17 protein-coding genes are annotated in these 17818 nt (G+C 59.1%); 10 read left to right on the plus strand and 7 right to left on the minus strand.

From position 1 onward, the window contains the following. Positions 1 to 56 precede the first annotated feature (56 nt). A complete protein-coding gene (locus tag BLQ98_RS08005; protein ID WP_093732818.1) occupies positions 57 to 761 on the plus strand; it encodes a uroporphyrinogen-III synthase in 705 nt (234 codons plus the stop codon). Here the strand turns inward: BLQ98_RS08005 and BLQ98_RS08010 are convergent. Continuing rightward, positions 753 to 1505 carry a hypothetical protein gene (locus BLQ98_RS08010; protein ID WP_093732819.1) on the minus strand — a complete coding sequence of 251 codons (753 nt, stop codon included), beginning with the start codon at positions 1503 to 1505 and terminating at the stop codon, positions 753 to 755. The genes BLQ98_RS08005 and BLQ98_RS08010 overlap by 9 nt on opposite strands. Here BLQ98_RS08010 and BLQ98_RS08015 point away from each other — a divergent pair. The 4 genes from BLQ98_RS08015 to BLQ98_RS08030 all read left to right on the plus strand — a co-directional run bounded on the left by BLQ98_RS08015 (position 1504) and on the right by BLQ98_RS08030 (position 5373). After that, complete coding sequence (locus BLQ98_RS08015) at positions 1504 to 2403, plus strand: COG4223 family protein (protein ID WP_093732820.1); 900 nt, start codon at positions 1504 to 1506, stop codon at positions 2401 to 2403. The two genes, BLQ98_RS08010 and BLQ98_RS08015, sit on opposite strands and share 2 nt — an antisense overlap. A gap of 12 nt (positions 2404 to 2415) precedes the next feature. Continuing rightward, positions 2416 to 3927 (plus strand): heme biosynthesis protein HemY, encoded by a 1512-nt coding sequence (locus tag BLQ98_RS08020; protein ID WP_093732821.1) that lies wholly within the window; start codon positions 2416 to 2418, stop codon positions 3925 to 3927. Between the two features lie 160 nt (positions 3928 to 4087). Then, the gene (locus BLQ98_RS08025) at positions 4088 to 4792 is read left to right on the plus strand and encodes a fumarylacetoacetate hydrolase family protein (protein ID WP_093732822.1); all 705 of its coding nucleotides are present in this window, start codon (positions 4088 to 4090) and stop codon (positions 4790 to 4792) included. A 92-nt stretch (positions 4793 to 4884) separates the two neighbouring features. Further along, the gene (locus BLQ98_RS08030) at positions 4885 to 5373 is read left to right on the plus strand and encodes a c-type cytochrome (RefSeq protein WP_093732823.1); all 489 of its coding nucleotides are present in this window, start codon (positions 4885 to 4887) and stop codon (positions 5371 to 5373) included. Positions 5374 to 5436: 63 nt separating this feature from the next. Here the strand turns inward: BLQ98_RS08030 and BLQ98_RS08035 are convergent, their stop codons facing one another. The 4 genes from BLQ98_RS08035 to BLQ98_RS08050 form a co-directional block, all read right to left on the minus strand. Continuing rightward, positions 5437 to 6432 carry a P1 family peptidase gene (locus BLQ98_RS08035; protein WP_093732824.1) on the minus strand — a complete coding sequence of 332 codons (996 nt, stop codon included), beginning with the start codon at positions 6430 to 6432 and terminating at the stop codon, positions 5437 to 5439. Positions 6433 to 6500: 68 nt separating this feature from the next. Further along, positions 6501 to 8087 (minus strand): ABC transporter ATP-binding protein, encoded by a 1587-nt coding sequence (locus tag BLQ98_RS08040; protein WP_093732825.1) that lies wholly within the window; start codon positions 8085 to 8087, stop codon positions 6501 to 6503. Beyond that, entirely contained in the window at positions 8084 to 8899 is an 816-nt protein-coding gene (locus BLQ98_RS08045) for an ABC transporter permease (RefSeq protein WP_093732826.1), read from the minus strand. The genes BLQ98_RS08040 and BLQ98_RS08045 overlap by 4 nt, the downstream gene beginning before the upstream one ends. Continuing rightward, a complete protein-coding gene (locus tag BLQ98_RS08050; RefSeq protein WP_093732827.1) occupies positions 8896 to 9843 on the minus strand; it encodes an ABC transporter permease in 948 nt (315 codons plus the stop codon). The genes BLQ98_RS08045 and BLQ98_RS08050 overlap by 4 nt, the downstream gene beginning before the upstream one ends. A 172-nt stretch (positions 9844 to 10015) precedes the next feature. Between BLQ98_RS08050 and BLQ98_RS08055 the strand changes: the two genes are divergently transcribed. From BLQ98_RS08055 to BLQ98_RS08075, 5 genes are all read left to right on the plus strand, one after another. Further along, complete coding sequence (locus BLQ98_RS08055; RefSeq protein ID WP_093732828.1) at positions 10016 to 10468, plus strand: hypothetical protein; 453 nt, start codon at positions 10016 to 10018, stop codon at positions 10466 to 10468. 620 nt (positions 10469 to 11088) lie between these two features. Continuing rightward, entirely contained in the window at positions 11089 to 12402 is a 1314-nt protein-coding gene (locus BLQ98_RS08060; RefSeq protein WP_093732829.1) for an HlyD family type I secretion periplasmic adaptor subunit, read from the plus strand. A gap of 51 nt (positions 12403 to 12453) precedes the next feature. Further along, positions 12454 to 13374, plus strand: coding sequence for a glycosyltransferase family 2 protein (locus BLQ98_RS08065; RefSeq protein ID WP_093732830.1), 921 nt, complete (start codon positions 12454 to 12456; stop codon positions 13372 to 13374). Between the two features lie 28 nt (positions 13375 to 13402). Continuing rightward, the gene (locus BLQ98_RS08070) at positions 13403 to 14860 is read left to right on the plus strand and encodes an oligosaccharide flippase family protein (protein ID WP_093732831.1); all 1458 of its coding nucleotides are present in this window, start codon (positions 13403 to 13405) and stop codon (positions 14858 to 14860) included. 9 nt (positions 14861 to 14869) lie between these two features. Next, entirely contained in the window at positions 14870 to 16048 is a 1179-nt protein-coding gene (locus BLQ98_RS08075) for an acyltransferase family protein (RefSeq protein WP_093732832.1), read from the plus strand. Here the strand turns inward: BLQ98_RS08075 and BLQ98_RS08080 are convergent. Further along, the gene (locus tag BLQ98_RS08080; protein ID WP_244148391.1) at positions 15935 to 17488 is read right to left on the minus strand and encodes a hypothetical protein; all 1554 of its coding nucleotides are present in this window, start codon (positions 17486 to 17488) and stop codon (positions 15935 to 15937) included. The genes BLQ98_RS08075 and BLQ98_RS08080 overlap by 114 nt on opposite strands. 52 nt (positions 17489 to 17540) lie before the next feature. Further along, positions 17541 to 17818: integrase core domain-containing protein (locus BLQ98_RS08085; RefSeq protein WP_141135311.1), on the minus strand; the 278-nt coding region annotated here is incomplete at its 5' end.

The following is a 17818-nucleotide window of genomic DNA, read 5'->3' on the forward strand; positions in this document are numbered from 1 at the left end:
AGGGGGCAAGTAACACCTCGGGGCATGTGGAACAATCCTTGGGGCCATACCGAAAGATGACAAAACCAGCGTTGATCCTGACCCGCCCTCGCTTGGCCTGCACTCGCTTTGCGCAAAGCCTGTCGCCCAAGCTGCTGTCCCGGGTGACGCTGGTGATCAGTCCTTTGCTCCAGATCGAACCGGTTGATACGCCTGTTGACCTTGACGGGGTCGGTGGGGTGATTTTCACCTCGGCCAATGGTGTGATGCATGGGCCTGATGGGGACGGGGTCACGGCCTATTGTGTGGGCGAGATCACGGCAGAGGCCGCCATAGCACGCGGATGGCGGGTGCAATTTCATGCCCCGGATGCAGCGCGGTTGGTGCCTATGTTGGTTCAGCATGGCCCAGCGACGCCTCTGCTGCATTTGCGCGGTACCCATCAACGCGGCGATGTTGCCGATAAGCTCACGCAGTCCGGTCTGCTGACGCATGTTGTGGTGCTGTATGATCAAAAGGCGCTGCCGCTGACCGACGCCGCCCAAGCTGCACTGGTGAGCGGGGCTCCGGCCATCGTGCCCCTATTTTCCCCACGCACCGCCGCCCAATTTGCCGATCAGGTACCCGATATGGCGAATGCGATCATCATAGCCCTCAGCGATGCAGTGGCCGAGGCGTTGGGGTCCAAGGAGGTTCGACAATTGTTGGTCGCAGCTGAACCAACTGCCACGTCACTGCGTTTTACGCTTGAAACTGCGGTGGATTGGAACAGGTTAGCTTGAAGGTCGGCCTATATGCCGTCTAAGGTTCAGGAATACGTCTGATATCAGGTCAGAATCGGAAAGGTTTTTAAGCGTGGCGAAAGCGAAAACACCAAATTCAGGTGACTCCCCGAAGACATCTTCGACATCGCGGGCGTCTGCTGCCGCCGCTAAGCCGAAGACGACTGCCAAAAAAACCGGATCACCCGCCGTAGCGAAGACGACGGCATCCACATCGACATCTTCGACAGCCAAACCCAAGCCCGCGGTCAAACCATCGCCGGCCAGCGCGGCGACGCCTGATAAAACGACGCCTGGTAAAACGGCGACAGCTAATACGGCGACAGCTAATACGGCTAAGGACACATCGACAGGCAAGGCGGCGGGCGTGACAGCGATGCCTGACGACAAACCGTCGACCTCTGCAAACACAACATCCACCAAGGATGTAACCACACCCCCCCCTGCGACAACAAAAGCGAGCGACACACCCTCCAAGGCGTCCTCGGCCACCGCTGCAGCGTCCAGTTCTACAAGTTCTACCAAATCCGAAACGACGCCCAGCGATACAAAACTCGATCTGAAAGACGTGAAGCCGGACACAGCAGCAACCAAACCCGCGACACCCGCGTCAAAGCCCGAGAGTGCAAAACCTACAACCCCCTCCAGCGCTGCAACAGTTAAGCCTGCTGAAACGACCAAGACGCCGCCGCCCGCGTCCCCCAAGGCAGAGCCTGAAAAGCGTGGTAGTGTCTTTTGGCCCATGCTCTTTGGCGGGATCATCGCCGGCGGGATCGGCTTTGCCGTGGCGGAATATGATGTACTGGATCAAGCTGGTTTGCGCCCCGTAGATACCACGCAATCTACCCTGACAGAGACGCTCGCCACGCAAGAGGCCCGGATCAAGGCGCTGGAAGAAGCCCGCCCCGCCCCTGCGCCTGCCGATGACGCCGCGCTGCAAGAGGTTCAAGCGCAGGTCGCTGAACTGGCAACACGTGTTGAAGCGCTTGGCAATCGTCCTGCGGCAGAGGCACCGGCCCCCGTCGATACTTCGGGCTTTGAACAGGAACTGGCCGCGCTGAAATCCTCGGTCGAGACACAGCGCGACGAAATCGAACGCTTGCTGGACAACGCACTTAGTGTGGAAGAAGCGACCGCGCAGGCCGCACAGGCTGCGACGTTGCAATCTGCTTTGGGACGGATCGTATCGGCTGTTACCACAGGCCAACCGTTTGAAGCCGAGATCGCAGCGCTTCAGGAGAATGGCATTCAGGACATTCCCGCCGCACTTGCAGACAACGCCGCGACAGGGGTTGTCACGGGTGCCAACCTACAAGACCGCTTTCCTGATGTGGCCCGCGCGACGCTTGCAGCGGCACGTGCCGCGACCCCAGAGGCAGACGGCGGCGGTATTGGTGGCTTCTTTAAGCAACAGTTGGGCGCGCGGTCGGTAGCACCCCGTGACGGGGACGACGCTGATGCCATTCTGTCCCGTGCCGAAGCTGCCATTCGCGACGGTCGCCTAGACGAGGCGCTGGCCGAGGTGAAAACCCTGCCGCCCGAGGCCCAGGACCCCATGTCCGATTGGCTCGCCGATGCGCAAGCGCGCCACGATGCCCAAGACGCCGTACAGACATTGACACAACGCCTGACGGCGAACTGAGGAACCTGATTTATGCTTTGGTCACTGATTAAGATCGTTGTGTTCGTTGCGGTGATTGCCGCCATCACATGGGGCGCATCGTTCCTGCTGGAAAGCTCGGGCGGGTTGCAAGTGACTGTGATGGGCACCGAATACAGCTTTGGCCCGCTGCAATCTGTGATCGCGGTGGTGCTGTTGGTTGTCGCCGTTTGGATCTTGCTCAAGATTTTTGCGCTGCTCGTTGCGGTTTGGCATTTCTTGAACGGGGACGAAACGGCGCTGTCGCGTTATTTCGACCGCAACCGCGAACGCAAGGGATACGAGGCCCTTTCCGAAGGCTTGATGGCGCTGGCCAGTGGCGAAGGGCGTCTGGCAATGGCCAAGGCCGCAAAGGCAGACAAATATCTTGAACGTCCTGACCTGACAAACTTGCTGATTGCGCAAGCTGCTGAACTGGCAGGTGACCACCGCAAGGCGGAAGAAACCTATCGCAAGCTGGTGACCAATGAACGCACCCGTTTCGTCGGTGTGCGCGGGATCATGAAACAGAAGCTGGCCGAAGGCGACACGGAAACCGCGCTGAAGCTGGCCGAGAAAGCCTTTGCCATCAAACCGAAGCATGCGGAAACCGGCGATGTACTGCTTAAGCTGCAAGCAGAGAAGGAGGATTGGGCCGGCGCACGTCAAACGCTGAACACCAAACTCAAGAACGGCCAGATGCCGCGTGACGTGCACAAACGCCGCGATGCCGTGCTTGCCCTCTCTGAGGCGAAAGACGTCGTTGCCGAAGGCAACAGCATCGAAGCGCGCGAAGCCGCGATCGAAGCGAACCGTCTGTCGCCCGATTTGATCCCTGCGGCCGTGATGGCCGCGCATGGGTACATTGATCAGGGCAAACCGAAATACGCGGCCCGCGTGCTGAAAAAGGCATGGAGCGTGCAGCCGCATCCCGATCTTGCCGGTGCTTTCGCCGCGATCCAGCCGGATGAAACGCCGAAAGAGCGGCTGAAACGCTTTACCGCGCTGACACGCGTGCAGCCGGACCATCCAGAAACCAAGATGCTGCTGGCAGAGCTGAACATCGCCGCCGAGGATTTCCCGCAGGCGCGCCGGTCTTTGGGTGATCTCGTCGAAACTGATCCGACGGCCCGCTCGGTCACCCTGATGGCCGCCATCGAACGGGGCGAAGGCGCGTCGGACACGGTCGTCAAAGGCTGGCTGGCACGGGCACTGACGGTGTCGCGCGGCCCGCAGTGGATCTGTGAAAACTGCCACCACATCCACGCAAACTGGAAACCGATCTGCGAAAACTGCCACAGCTTCGATACGCTGGCGTGGAAAACGCCGCCCATGTCCGAAGTCGCGATGCCCGGCGGCGTGCAGATGCTGCCACTGATTGTGGGCGCGCTGGAAGACAACTCCGGTGCCGATGCAAAGCCAGCAGTCGCCACCCGCGCCGATATCGAGGACGCAGAGCTGATCGACGACGCGCCCGAGGGCACCGTCGATCCGGTTGAAAAGCCAGCGATCCAGCCCGAGAAATAGCCGTTATCTACAGGTGAACAAAAACAAAGGCCGGCACGCACTGTGTCGGCCTTTTGCTTGGGGACAGGCCCTATCGGGCGTTTTGGTGTCTTATCTGGTGACGGCGCCTGCGCAGGGGCGTATGCAGGGTAGTAACACGATAAAGCAAAGGATATGCCCCATGCCCGCTGATGAATTCGTATTTCCCCCTGCCCCTCAGGCCAGTCTGGCGGTGCAGGGCACAGACGCCCGCTTTCCCATTCGTCGGATTTTTTGCGTCGGCCGCAACTACGAGGCGCACGCCCGCGAGATGGGCAATGACCCGACCCGCGAGGCACCGTTCTTTTTCACAAAACCCGCCGATGCCGCGCTGGATACGCCCTTCACGATCCCCTATCCGCCTCAGACAGAGGATCTGCACCACGAGATTGAACTGGTCATTGCCATAGGCAAAGGCGGGCGCAACATCGCCGAGGAAGACGTGATGGATCACGTCTGGGGCGCCTCTGTCGGGATCGACCTGACACGCCGCGATCTGCAGGCCGAGGCAAAGAAAGCAGGGCGCCCATGGGATTGGGGCAAAGCGTTCGACAACTCCGCCCCGATTGCGCCGCTAAAACCCATCGCCGATGTGCCATCGGTTGAACAAGGACGCATCTGGCTGGCTGTGAACGGTACGGTACGTCAGGACGCCGATCTGGCAGATCTGATCTGGTCGGTGCGCGAACACGTGGCGATCTTGTCGCATTCCATGTCGCTTGCACCGGGTGATATCATCATGACGGGCACACCAGCCGGCGTTGCGGCCCTTGTCGAAGGGGATGTCGTGACCGGCGGTGTGGACGGGATCGCGACACTTGAGGTCACGATAGGCCCTCGCGCCTGAGACCCCAACATCGCCCCGCGAAAACAGGCCCCCGTTGACATATGGGAGCCTGAGCTAGGTTAAACGATGATGAATGAATATGGGAAATCGCAATGAAATATCTTTATAGCGCACTACTCGCCACCGTGATCGCGGGTCCGGCACTGGCAGACAGCCACAGCATGGGCGACGCCGAAGCTGGCGAAAAGCAGTTCGGCAAATGCAAAGCCTGCCACATGATCGTCGACGACGCAGGCGAAACGTTCCAGCGGGGCGGCAAGGTCGGTCCGAACCTTTTCGGGATCATCGGCAAACAAGCGGGCACCGTCGAAGACTATCGCTACGGCGATGATCTGGTTGCGGCCGGCGAAGCGGGTCTGGTCTGGGACGAAGCCAATATGGCCGAATATCTGGTCAACCCTACCGATTTCCTGCGCACCACACTGGATGATAAAAAGGCACGTTCGAAGATGTCGTTCAGAATGCGCAAAGGCGGCGAAGACGTCGCGGCCTATCTTGCAACTTTCTCACCCGAAGCTGAGGCAGAAGCAGAAGCAGATGCGCCAATGGCCAAGGATGCCGAGGCCGAGAAAACTGAATAAGCGGCTCTAACCCGCGTAAAAGGCCCGCGTTTCCAAATGGAGACGCGGGTTTTTTTATGCGTATCAGCTGTTGAGGTCCGACCAGCAGGGCAACAGATCGCCCGCTGCTGGCGTGGCAAAATAGGCTGCTCGCGCAATGGCCCGCGCCAGGCACAGCGACGCGGCATGGCCGATCAACGGCAGGATGCTCTCGGCGACCTCATGTGCCGCCGTGCTTAGGCCAAAGACGAGATCACCGTCATAAGGCGTGTGGGCAGGCACCGTCGCACGCCCGATCCCGTCATGGGCGGCAACAGATATGCGTTGGCATTGTGCCTTTGTTAGAGTCGCATTTGTGGCAACAATCGCGATGGTGGTATTTTCACGCGGGGACATGGAGGCCATCTTGCGGCTATCCATTGTCATCCCAAGTCCCGTTGCAGGGTCCGTGCCCCTACCGCCAAATTCGCCATTCACCTCGAAGGGGGCGGCATAGAAATACTTGTCGCCCGGCGTGGTGACCGCGCCCACCGGATTGGCCGCGACCAGCGCGCCCACTATCGTGCCATCGGGTAACTCTAGCGAAGCTGATCCAAGCCCGCCCTTGACCATCGCACTCAGCGCACCGGTGCCGGCACCAATGGTGCCAAGGTTGAAGTCCTCGGTCGCGGCGTCATAGGCCGCACGCCCCAAGGCGCGGTAGGGGTTGTGCTCCCAATTCTTGTCACCGCCGTTGAGCAGGTCAAACAGGATCGCCCCCGGCACCAGCGGGATCGTGGCATCGCCCAGCCAAAACCCGCGCCCGGCAGCACGCAGCGCGTCAACCACGCCCGAACAGGCATCCAGCCCGTAGGCCGACCCGCCCGACAGCACCAGCGCATCTACTGTGGCGACCGATTTGTCGGGGGCGAGCAAATCCGTCTCGCGCGTGCCGGGGGCACCGCCCATCACATGGACAGAGGCGGTAAAAGGCGCATCCGCCAGCAGCACCGTCGTACCTGATTTCAGCGCATCGTCCTGCGCATTACCCACACGCAGGCCGGGCACATCGGTGATCAGGTTTCTGGGTCCGGGTCTCATAGGGCAGTGCCTTTGGTTAGTGCGGGACGCGCCGCGGGGAGTTTATTTGGCAAAATGAAGCTGGGGCATCACAGGTCCGGCAAACGTGGCGCGGCGGCGAGGAGTTTTTGAGTGTAGGGGTGCTGAGGCTGGTCGAAAACCTCTGCGGTGGCACCTTGTTCAACGATCTGCCCGGATTTCATCACCAGCACGCGATCCGTGATCGTGCGCACCACAGTCAGGTCATGGGAAATGAACAAGTACGTCAGGTCATAGGCGCTGCACAGCTCAGCCAGCAGATCAAGAATTTGCGCCCGCACGGAAACGTCCAGCGCGCTGACCGCTTCGTCAAAGAGGATCAGGTCAGGGCGGATAATCAACGCACGGGCAATGGCGATCCGCTGGCGCTGGCCACCCGAGAATTCGTGGATATATTTGGTCGCATCATCGGGGGACAGGCCCACGGCGATCAATGCGTCGGCGATGGCATCGGTACGGGCGCTGCCGCTTGGGGGGGCTGGCAGCAGGTGGAAAGGTTCGCTGATCAGCCGGTCGACACGGTGGCGCGGGTTGAAGCTGCCGAACGGGTCTTGAAACACCACCTGCATTTTGCGGCGCACATCAAGGTTGGGTTTGGTGCCGCTAAAGACTGCGGTGCCGTCGAGTGTGATGCTGCCCGATTGCACCGGCTCCAGACCCAAAAGCGCCCGTGTCAGGGTCGATTTTCCGCAGCCGCTTTCACCCACGAGGCCCAGGCGTTCGCCCCGTTGCAGGGTGAAGGATACGTTATCGACGGCGCGGAACCGACCGGGTTTGCCAAAGAGCGTCCGGCGCGGCAGGGCATAGTCGCGGCTGACATTTTCTACTGTCAGCAGCGGTTGTGGAGGCGGGGCCTTGGGCAGCGCCACGCTGTGGTTCGAGGCGGCAAAAAGCATCTGTGTATAGGGGTGGCGCATGGTTCGCAGCAGGGATTGTGTCTGCCCCTGTTCGACGATCTCTCCCTTGCGCATGACGATGATGCGGTCGGCCATATCGGCGACCACCGCCAGATCATGGGTGATCATCAGCAGCCCCATCCCGTCGTCCCGCGCCAGCGATTTTAGTAGATCAAGGATCTGCGCCTGCGTCGTGACATCCAGCGCGGTGGTCGGTTCATCGGCGATCAGCAATCGCGGCCGCAGCGCGATGGCCATGGCGATCACTACCCGTTGGCGTTGCCCGCCCGACAGCTCGTGTGGGTAGCGGGTCAGCGGAAAGCGATCGTTGGGCAAGCCGACCCTTTCAAGCGTTTCGGCCGCCCGCTTGGCAGCGGCTTGGCGAGACACGGTTTTGTCATGGATGCGAATGGTTTCAGCGACCTGATGCCCGATGGTCTGCACGGGGTTCAACGCGGTCATCGGTTCTTGAAACACCATGCCGATGTCATTGCCGCGGATGGCGCAGAGCTCGGATTCAGGCAGGGCCAGCAGGTCTTGATCCCCCAGCATGATATGACCGCGCGCCTGCGTCCCCTTCGGCAGCAGTTGCATCGCCGCCAGCGCGGTCATGGATTTGCCAGAGCCGCTTTCGCCGGTCACGGCCACGATCTCTCCGGCATCGACGGACAGGGTGACATCATGCAGGATGTCGAACCGGTGGATCGCCAGCGACAGGTTGGTGATACTCAGCAAGGTCATTTACGGGTCACCCGCAGCCGTGGGTCCAGTGCATCGCGCAGCCCGTCGCCCATCAGGTTCAGCCCCAGCACCGTCAGGATAATCGCAAAGCCGGGCACCAGCGCCATATGCGGCGCGATGCTTACCATGGTTTGCGCGTCGGCCAGCATGCGGCCCCAGGAAGGTGTCGGCGGTTGCGCACCAAGCCCGACATAGGACAGCCCTGCCTCGGCCAGAATACCAAGGCTGAACTGGATCGTGCCCTGCACGATCAGTAGGTTTGTCACATTGGGCAGGATATGTTCGACCGAGATCCGCGCCGCCGATTTGCCCGCGACCCGCGCGGCAAGGATGAACTCACGCTCCCACAGGCTGAGCGCGGCGCCGCGGGTGATGCGCGCAAAGACGGGAATGTTGAAAATGCCGATGGCGATGATCGCGTTGATCGCGCTGGCCCCGAAGATCGCCGTGATCAGGATCGCGATCACCAGCGAGGGGAAGGCAAAGACAAGATCATTCCCGCGCATGATGATTTCATCCACCAGCGACCCGCGTTTGGCTGCGGCCCACAGACCAAGCGGCACGCCAAGGCCCATGCCGATGCCCACGGCCACCAGCGCCACGGCGATAGAGGTGCGCGCGCCGACCATGATCATGCTCAGGATATCGCGGCCAAAGTGATCGGTGCCCAGCAGATGAGCGCCGCCGACCCCTTGCAGCTTGTTCGGGATATCCATCGCCGTATGGGAAAACGGCGTCCAGACAAAGGACACAAGCGCGGACAGCAGAAAGACGGATGTCAGCAGCGCGCCAAGGATCAGGTTCCGGTTCAAGCGCGCGCCCTCAGACGCGGGTCAACCGCCGCATAGGCCAGATCCACAAGGAAGTTCACCAAGATAACCGAAAACACCAGAAGCATGACCACGGATTCCACCACGATCAAATCCCGCGCCGAGATGGATTGAAACACCAGCCGTCCGAGCCCCGGCAGATAGAACACCTGTTCAATGATGATCGACCCCGCCAGCAGGAACGAAAATTGTAGCCCGATGATCGTCAGCACCGGGATCAGCGCATTGCGCAACCCGTGACGCCACAGCGCTTGTCTTTCGGTCAGCCCTTTGGCGCGGGCCGTGCGCATGTAGTCTTCGCCCAAGACATCAAGCAGCGCAGACCGCATGACCCGCGCTAGGATCGCAGCTTGCGGCAGGGCCAGTGCGATGGCGGGCAGGGTCAGGGCATGCAGCCCCGTCAGCACGCCTTGTTCCCAGCCGACAAAACCGCCGGCGGCGAACCAGCGCAAATTGATCGCAAAGATCAGCACGAGGATCATGGCGAACCAGAAATTCGGCACCGCGACACCCAGCTGCGTGGCTCCCATGACACCGACATCGCCTGCTTTGCCACGCCGCGCCGCCGCGTAGATACCCGCTGGAAACGCGATCAGCGTCGACAGCCCAAGTGCATAGAGCGCCAGCGGCATGGATACCCAAAGTCGCGCGGCAATCATGTCGGAGACCGGGGTGCGGTAGGTGTAGGAGGTGCCGAAATCCCCCTGCAGCAGCCCACCGACCCACGCAAGATAGCGTGCTGGTTTCGATACATCGAGCCCAAGCTCACTGCGCAGCGCGGCAAGGGTTTCAGGCTGGGCGTTCATCCCCAACATAAAGGAGGCAGGGTCACCGGGGGCAATTTCGATAACGGTAAAGATCACCAGCGATGCAACAGCCAGGCTGATACAAAGCGAGAGCAAACGTTTGAGCAGATACCGGATCATGAGGCCGAAGGTAGGCGTGCAAATCAACAGCGTCCAGCGCAGAAAAACCTTTTTAAGGCGAACGGGTTACCGCGTGCTCTCTTTTTGGTGAAGCGAATTGATCTCTGACTGCGGAACCAATGCGCGCAATGCGGAGTTGGTCAGGCAGAAACGAGAATTTAGGAGATTAACGATGACCAATACATTTAAAACCCTCGTCATCGCCGCCCTCATGGGTACCGTATCTGCTCCAGCATTCGCAGCTGCACACGCCAGTTCTTCTATGACTTGCGCTGAATTCAATGAGCTGTCGAAAGACGATCAGATGATGGTGGCCTCCGCCGCGATCGCAGAGATCGACGATGGTGACAATGGTGGCTCCATGGGCAACTCTGGCCGTGACACAGGTGATACAACCACCACCACAACTGTAACAGCTGCTGAAGCAACCGACGATGAATCTGAAGAAGGTTCACTCGAAGGTGACCTGCAAGCTGTTGAAGACACAGGTGGCAACACCGCTGAATCCAACATGACGGCTGAGCCAATGGACGAAGCCGCGATGGAAAGCTTCTTGGTTGTATGTAACCAGAACCTTGACGCAACAGTCGGCGAAGCCGCTGCTGGTCTGCCAGGCGACAAATAAAACATAGGCCCTTAGGGTGTTTTCCAAGGCGGGTGCAGTGATGTGCCCGCCTTTTGCGTGTCTGGCGTAGGTATCAGGAGACAGGCCGAGCCGCGGGTTTGCTCAGGCATTGTATCGATGCCGACCTTGTCGGGGTTCTAGCGAGCAAGTGAACCGAGGTCGGTCTTGGATAGATTTGGGGTAATGCGTCCCTGAGGCGTGGATTAAATCCAAATCGGAAACAATGATACCGAGCCATGCCGCGAGTATACATGCCGAGCCTAGCGCCTAAAATTCGCCTAAAAAGCGCGGTGTTTGGCGGTATGACCGGATTGGACAAAGAATAGGGCAACTTCCTGCCGTGCAAGCCTGGTCTGCCTTGCTGATATTGTCACAGCGAGAAATCGGCTAACGATCTGAAATTCTTATATTTTGCATATAAACTCTGCACGAAAACGGGCGAACTTCACGGCTATGCAATGCCAAATCGCTGCTACTCCTTGCCTTCCCCCGAACCTCTGACCTCACATCTGCCGTCACATTCCCGCCGCAAGTACGCCGCCGTCGGGCCCTAAGTCGCAGCCCATGATGCAGGACAGCCTCGACACCCACGTTGGGCCTGTCACGACAAGGAGCCTACCATGCAACATCCTGAAACCACCTCTCCCAAGACGGGCCTTTGGCACCTGACCGCCGGCGTGACTGCGGCAATCTTCTGCTTGGCGGGGGTGCTCGGAGGATGGGCCGCGACGACGCAGATTGCGGGGGCGGTGATTGCGACGGGTCAGATTGATGTGGCAGGAAAACCCAAGGTGATCCAGACGGTCGATGGCGGCGTGCTGGCAGAACTGACGGTTCAGAGCGGCGATATCGTAAAGGCGGGTCAGGTGCTCGCGCGGTTTGACGCGGCTGCCTTGCAAATCGATTTGCGCATGGCCCGCGCCCGGCTCGCCGATGCGATCGGGCTGCGTGCCCGGCTCGAAGCAGAGCGGGATGGCAGCGCTGTGCCGGGGTTCGATACGATCGAGTTGCCCGATAGCATTCGCCCGCTGGATATGACCCAAGCGCGGGCAGGGCAGAGCGCAATATTCAAAGCGCGCGCCCAGATGCGTGCTGGTATGCTTGATCGTATCTCCAGCAATCTTGACGCTGTCGACATGCAGGTCACTGGCATCAACGGGCAGATTTTTGCTTCAGAGCAGCAGCTTGCGATCCTTTCGGATGAGCTGACCAGCCTGTCGGTCTTGGTTGCAAAAGGGCTGGCACCGCAGGTGCGGCTGTCACAGTTGCAATCCTCTCAGGCGGGATTGCGCGGTGATCTGGCCGCCCGTCGGGCAGAGCTCGCCCAATTGATCCACCAGCGCGGGACCCTCAAACTGGAACGCCTGCAAGCGGACCGTCGCTTTCAGGAAGAGGTTGCGCTCGAACTGCGCGAGGTGAACGCCGCTGTACAACAGCTTGTTCTGGCCACCATCACCCGCCAAGCGCAGATGGACCGTATCGTCATTCGCGCGCCTGCGGATGGCATGGTGCATGAGCTGCGGGCGACGACAGTCGGGGGGGTCGTGGCAGCGGGCGCAACCTTGATGGATATTGTGCCGCAACGCGAGATGTTCGAATTCGAGGTACGTGTCGACCCGCGCTCTATCAATCTGGTGCGCTATGAGCAGCCCGCAACCATTGTGCTCTCTGCGTTTGATCCGCACACGACGCCGCGCTTGACCGGTACCGTGCGGGGTATCTCTCCGAAGGTGGTGATTGATTCAAACACCGGCGAGAGTTTCTACCGGATCAGCCTCGAAATCCCGAACACCGAGCTTAGCCGTCTGCCCGCATCTGCCCGTCTGGTACCCGGCATGCCGATCGAGGCATTCTTGAAAACAGGGGACCGAACCGTGCTCAGCTATCTGGCCGAACCTATCAGCAGCCAGCTTCGGCGGGGGTTCCGCGGCTGATCCTCCACCAGCTTTAGCGAAATATTTACTATCTTCCGGTCTTAAAGGAGGATGCACCCCGCGCCCGCCTTGCCCAGCATCACTGTTGTGATTCCACATCTGAACCAACCCGATGCCCTTGCACGCTGCCTCGCTGCGCTTGCGGGGGGCACGATTGAACCGGCCGAGGTTATCGTCGTCGACAATGGCTCTGTAAGATTGCCGAAAGAGATTGTTAACGATTACCCATGGGTATCCCTGATCAAACAGACGATCCCCGGCCCCGGCCCAGCCCGTAATCTTGGTGCGGCACGGGCGCAGGGTGCAGTTCTTGCCTTTTTGGACGCAGATTGCCAGCCCGATCCCCCCTGGCTAGAGCGTGCTGCACAACGCCTGCAGCGGGACCCCGATACGATTCTCGGCGGGGATGTTCGCATCGCGTGTGGGCCGGGTGACAAATTGGACGCAACGACAGCCTACCAAGCGATTTTTGCCTACCGAATGGACCACTACATCGCACGTCAGGGGTTTACGGGGACCGGGAATCTGATCGTGCATCGCAAGGTGTTTCTTGCAGTCGGGCCGTTCAAGGGGCTGCGCTTTGCCGAGGATCGCGACTGGGGGCAGCGTGCCACAGCCGCGGGGCATCGCATGGCTTTTGCGCCCGAGTTGATTGTCCATCACCCGCCCCACACGGCTTCAGGGTTGCGAGCGAAATGGGACCGGCAGCTTGCCCATGACTGGGTGCGATGCAGCCGACACAGGGACAAGATCTGGTGGGCAGCTAAGTCGCTGCTGCTCATTGCTTCGCCTCTAGGTGCCGTGCCGCAGATTTTTATCAGCGCCCGGATCAACGGCAGGCGTAACCGCGTAATGGCGTTCATCGGTCTAGCCTCTGTTCGCCTATATCGTGCCAAGCGCATGTTGCATCTGCTGTATGGAAACGACCCGAACCGGCTGTTGCAGCGGTGGAACCGTTTTGATCTGCCATGATGTTCCCCCAAGTCCGACGCGGGCGGCAATGATCCGCGCCTTCAGCTTTCTTCTGTCGGGTAACGCCTGCGCCGCCGGAATTTTACTCCTGCGAACGGTGCTAATCTCGCACCTCATCAACCTAGAGAATTTCGGCATCGGCGCGAGCCTTGTTCTCTCACTAACATTGATAGAGATGCTGACCGCTCTCGGGTTCCAGCAACAAATTGTAAACGCGCCACATGGGGATGACCCAAACTATCACAGCGCTCTGCACGGTGTGGCGATGATACGTGGTGTGTTCGGTGCGGGGGTGATTTTGGTGTTCGCCCCTCCTATGGCCGATGCCTTCGGACTTTCGCATCTGGTGTGGGCGTTTCAACTGATGGCGGTGGTGCCACTGATGCAGGGGGGGGTGCACCTTGATGTTTACCGCCAGACCCGCCAGCACAAACATCGCGCTGCAGTATGGATCGCACTGGCCCCACCGCTTGGCTCGTTGATTGCGGTAATGCCGCTGTCGGTTCTCTTCGATGATTTCCGGATCATGCTCGGTGCGCTTCTGGTTCATATGGCGCTGGGCACCCTCGTGCACCATGCAGTCGCAAAGCGCCCCTACCGGCTGCGGCTCAACCTCGCTATCACGCTGCACAGTTTGCACTTCGGGTGGCCCCTAATGGCCAGCGGCGCAGTGATGTTTCTTGTGTTCAACGGAGAACGTGCCATCGTCGGTCGGTTCTTGGGGCTAGAGCCATTGGCCCTTTTCTCAATGGCGGTATCCCTGACGCTGGTGCCGTCGCTGGTCCTGATGCGCAGCACGATGAGCTTTTTCCTGCCGCGTCTAACGGCTTGTGGCGGGCCCAATGCGTTTGCGGACTGTGCGGTCAACACGCTCCGCGGCCATATCGTACTTGCGGGCGCGATGGTGGCGTTGGTCAGCCTGCTTGGTGCGCCATTCGTGCAGTACGTCTTGGACGACACATACCGCGCGGCCCTACCGCTGCTCACACTTATGTCGGTGGCGCAGGCCCTACGGGTTGTCAAAGGCGGTTGCGCAATCGTGGCGCTGGGCAAAGGGTTTCGCAAGACCGAGCTGATGACCGATCTTTTGCGTATCGCGTTTCTACCCTTAGCCGCATGGAGCGTCATACAGGGCGCAAGCCTGGTCCGCGTGGTGCAAATCGCGGCGCTGGGCGAAGGCGCTGGGATGGTGATTGCGCTGCTATGGATGAATCGGGTGCAACATGTGCCGCTGCGCCCGCTTGGGCCACCCATGCTCTGGTTGGCAGGCACGCTAATTTGGGCGGTTCTTACGCATGAAGATCCTCTTGGCTACCGGATTGCGGGCTTCATGATGCTGTTCGCGTGGATGGCTATGACGTTGATCGGGATACGCAAAATTTTAACGAGAAAAGGAACAGATGATGGGATGGAGCCTCCTGCGGTCCCGGGTTGTTTGGGCAATAACAACGGTCTGCATATCAGGCTGTGGTCGAAAAATTCTTAACCCTTTTTCATGACAACAAGTATCAAACGGGCAAGATTGTCCGACCTTGCCGTCGGGCGCGAAAACCATTTCAACCTGATCCGCTTTTTCGCGGCAGGGGCGGTGCTGGTCTCTCATGCGTGGCCGCTCGCCCTTGGGCGGGGTACGGTAGAACCATTGAAAGACGCGCTTGGGTACTCCTTGGGTGAGCTCGCGGTTTTTGTCTTCTTTGGCCTTTCCGGTTTCTTTATCGCGGGCAGCTTTGCACGGCAGTCATCTGTTTTTGCTTTCATTTTGGCGCGCGCGTCCCGTCTTTTGCCGGGGTTGGCTGTATCGATCCTTTTCGTTGCGTTAATCATCGGCCCGCTGGTCAGCACGCTTGACCTCGCAAGCTACTTTTCCCACCCGGACACGGGGCGGTTCGTTGTCCAAAATATCCTGATTTTCAAGCCAGTATATACGTTGCCAGGCGTGTTCACGGATAACCCTTACCCTGCCGTTGAAGGGTCCATCTGGACCCTTGCGCATGAGGTCGCCTGCTATGCGTTGATCCTGCTGCTCGGCCTCGCGGGGGTACTGCAGCGAAAGTCGATGACGGCGGGGCTGGCGGTGCTATACCTTCTGAGTTGGATCGCCATGCCAACCCTTCAAGAGTTCGTTCATCCGCGTATACAGCAGACGCAGGAGCTTTCATTCCCTTTTGTGATTGGCGCAGCATGCTGGATCTGGCGCGCACATATCTTCTTGTGGTGGCCCATCGTGCTCGTATCAATTGGGCTGGCATGGGCCACGCAAGGCACAGTTCTCGCTTTCCCGATGTTGGCATTAACCGTGACTTATAGCTGTTTATGGGCGGGCTACTGCAGGGTACCGCCTCTGCTTATGTTCAATAGAGTCGGTGATTATTCATACGGTATATATGTTTACGCGATGCCCCTACAGGGTTTGACCGTTTGGCTATGGGGCGACGTGACGCCGGTTGCAAACATAGCTATGGCGCTCCCGTTAACCTTGATCTGCGCCATCATATCTTGGCATTGGGTCGAAAACCCCGCGCTGACTTTTGGCGGAAAAGCAGTCAGCGCGGGCAACAGCTTAGGCGGCCGAAAACACAGCCCCGATAAAGGCCCCTTCGGCCACCGGCGTGTTGCCAAACAGATCGGTCGAATAGGGCATGTTTTCAGGCGCAACCTTGGGGAGCGAAGATGACGCGGCAGGCACATAGCTGCCCCCGCCTGTATTATCTCCACTGTGAGAGCGATCATGAACCCAAGGTGTCGCGATATGAGCAACCTCCCGAACCGAAGGGAACTCCCCCAACCATGATGACGCGCCATACCCGGGTTCATTGCTCGATCCGGCGATAGCGACATTGTCGGCCCATCCGACTTTGTACCTCGCAGGCCAGTTTCCGGTATTTGAAGTTTGAGCGGAAAATATGTCGCTTTTTATGTTTATGCGGTGAAATAAATTATTTCGGAAGGAGCCCGACTTAGGGACGTTTACCGCACCATCCAGATACAGCAAATTTGCGCGTTCTCCCGCGATGGTATTGTTGTGAAAGACAATATTCTGCGCCGGATTTTCATCGCTATCCGCATTCAGTCGCAACGCGGCATTGGTAGACGTGCCCCAGCTTTCGATTATATTCCCGACGAATGCAAAACCGCGCTGGCCGATTTCGGTTCTTATGGCGACAATAGCGTTTGTTGCGCTGCCGTTGCTAAACTTATTCCAACCTAGGAAGGTCCCAACCATCGCAGGCCGGTCGCCAACCGGCGCACGCAACGTAAATTCGTCAAGGTCACAACAGCCTACCGCATTATACGTAATGGTGCCGGCGCAGCCCTTGCAGCCGATCGCGCTGACCATGATTGCCTCTGTCGAGAAAGAGTTTCCCTGACGGGGATCATTTCCTTCGCTTGCCGTGCAGTTGATCTGCACAAAACGTCCGACGCGATAGACCCAAGCCCCATAACTTCCCATTTCATTTGCATCCCAAGCGCAATTTTCAGCGATTAACAGATTTTCAGCCGACGCCGCTCCGCTGTCTAGAAAGACGGAGTTCGGCCCGCCCTTTCGCAAAGTTAAGTCACGCAACCTCAGGCGCGTTGGGATCCCGTTGAACCGATTGACGCCACCATCCGTCAGGACCGTGGTATCACGTTTGGCAGGATCAGACGCCGCAATGCACAAAGGGATGTCGGACGAGTGGCCCTCGGTTTTGAAAGGGGTAAGCGCATGTACCCCTTCGGCCAATAGGATAACTCCGCCACCGGCGTCATCTACCCGCCCGTGGTGCGCAGCGTTCAGGTCCTTTATTGCCCCAGCGGCTGCAACGATGGTCGCGAAGGGCGAAGTTGCGGAATCTACCCGAGCTGTTGCCACTTGGCCCGTTGCGTCATCGCCAGTCGTTGAGTCTACCAGTGCATAAAAGGCTCCATATCCTCCATTCGTGTCATTTAACAAACGTAGTATCGTGAGGTTCGGGGACGGGTAGGGATCGGCCCCAATTGAAAGTGTAAAAGCCTCCCCCACCCAAGGGTAGATCGTAGCGTCGACCGTCAGCAGCACCCCCTGAGCAAGGCTGGATAAATCAACATTGGCCGCGAAATGTGGGATTTGCAGACCTGAGGCTTCAAACCTCAAACTGCTTTGCATTGGTAATCCCCCCATTTTTAATGGGGTCCAACCGTAGAATTCAGGCGGCTGTTTTCAGTTTCATGGCGGGTGTCATGCCGCCGATACCCATGTTGGGTCGCTCGTTGTTGTAAGTCCAGAGCCATTCAGTTGCTTGGTCTTGTGCCTCCTCAATGGTTTCGAAGATGTATTGCCCGAGCCATTCGCCGCGAACGGTGCGGTTATAGCGCTCAATGTAGGCATTCTGTTGTGGCTTGCCCGGCTGGATGTATTCCAGTCGAACATTGCGTTTCTCTGCCCACTCCATCAGCTTACCACTGATATATTCTGGGCCATTAT

The organism is Sulfitobacter litoralis, from assembly GCF_900103185.1.
GTDB lineage: Bacteria > Pseudomonadota > Alphaproteobacteria > Rhodobacterales > Rhodobacteraceae > Sulfitobacter > Sulfitobacter litoralis.